The organism is Agromyces sp. P1_H4 (assembly GCF_056405255.1).
The window spans coordinates 1-946 of sequence record NZ_JBFUCL010000584.1 but is presented as its reverse complement, the minus strand read 5'-3'; the positions used below and the strand labels follow the sequence as shown (position 1 = coordinate 946).

Sequence of the window (946 nt, the reverse complement as noted above, 5' to 3'; positions counted from 1 at the left end):
AGGCCGCGGAGGTGCAGCGGTCGTCGTCGGGGTCGCACCCGCTCGGGGGCGTAGGCCATCAGCATCGAGGGTTGCTCGTCGTCGTTGGAGGTGCAGCTGAGCACGAGCTGTCGCCGGGCGCGCGACGCGGCGAGCGCGAACAGCCGCAGCTCGTCGCCCCGCACCGAGACCCGCGCCTCGGACACCGACTCGGGGGCCGGCAGCGGCGCCCCGGCGCGTGCGGCCTGCACCACTCGCGGCAGGAGTCCGGCGTGGAGCAGCGTGCCCCGCGGCCGGAGGTTGGGCCAGACGCCGTCCTGGAGGCCGGCGACCACCACGACGTCGAACTCCCGGCCGATGAGCGCCGGCGGCGTGGTGACCAGCACCGTCTCGGCGGTTCGCCGGGGCGCCAGCGAGTCTTCGGGCAGCTCGCTCGCGAGTACCTCGTCGACGAACCGCACGGCGGGAGCGCCGGGTTCGCGCTCGACGTAGCGGGTCGCGGCGGCGAAGAGCGCCACGGCGGCATCGAGGGCGCGGTTGGCCTCTTCGGCGAGCACGCCGGTGCCGCGCGCCTGCGCGCCCCATTCGGTGGCGAGCCCGCTGCCCTCCCAAAGCGACCAGAGCACCTCTTCGATCGTGCCGCCCGACGCGGCCACGCCTGCCGCGGCATCGAGGAGCTTCGCGAGGCGCGCGGCGCGCCGGGCGGGCGCTGCGTCGACGGTCTCGAAGCCGCCGGGGGCGCCGAGCGCCTCGACCAGCAGTTCGTCGCCCGAGCGGTTGCCCCCCGCTGCGAGCTCCTCGTGTCGAAGGGCCAGCCGCAGTCGCCGGAGCCCGACCCCGTCGAGCCGGCCGAGGGGACCGGTGAGCAGCTCGACCGCCAGGGCCGACGTGAGCGATTCACGACCCAGCACGAGGGACGCCGCGGCGAGCAGGGCCGCAGCGGCCGGCGCGTCGCGCAGGGCGGTGC

1 pseudogene is annotated in these 946 nt (G+C 76.6%); it reads right to left on the bottom strand.

Annotated features, from left to right (window positions below):
* Window positions 1–946 (bottom strand): annotated as a pseudogene (locus tag AC1DY2_RS20145) (ATP-dependent helicase); the annotation flags it as partial.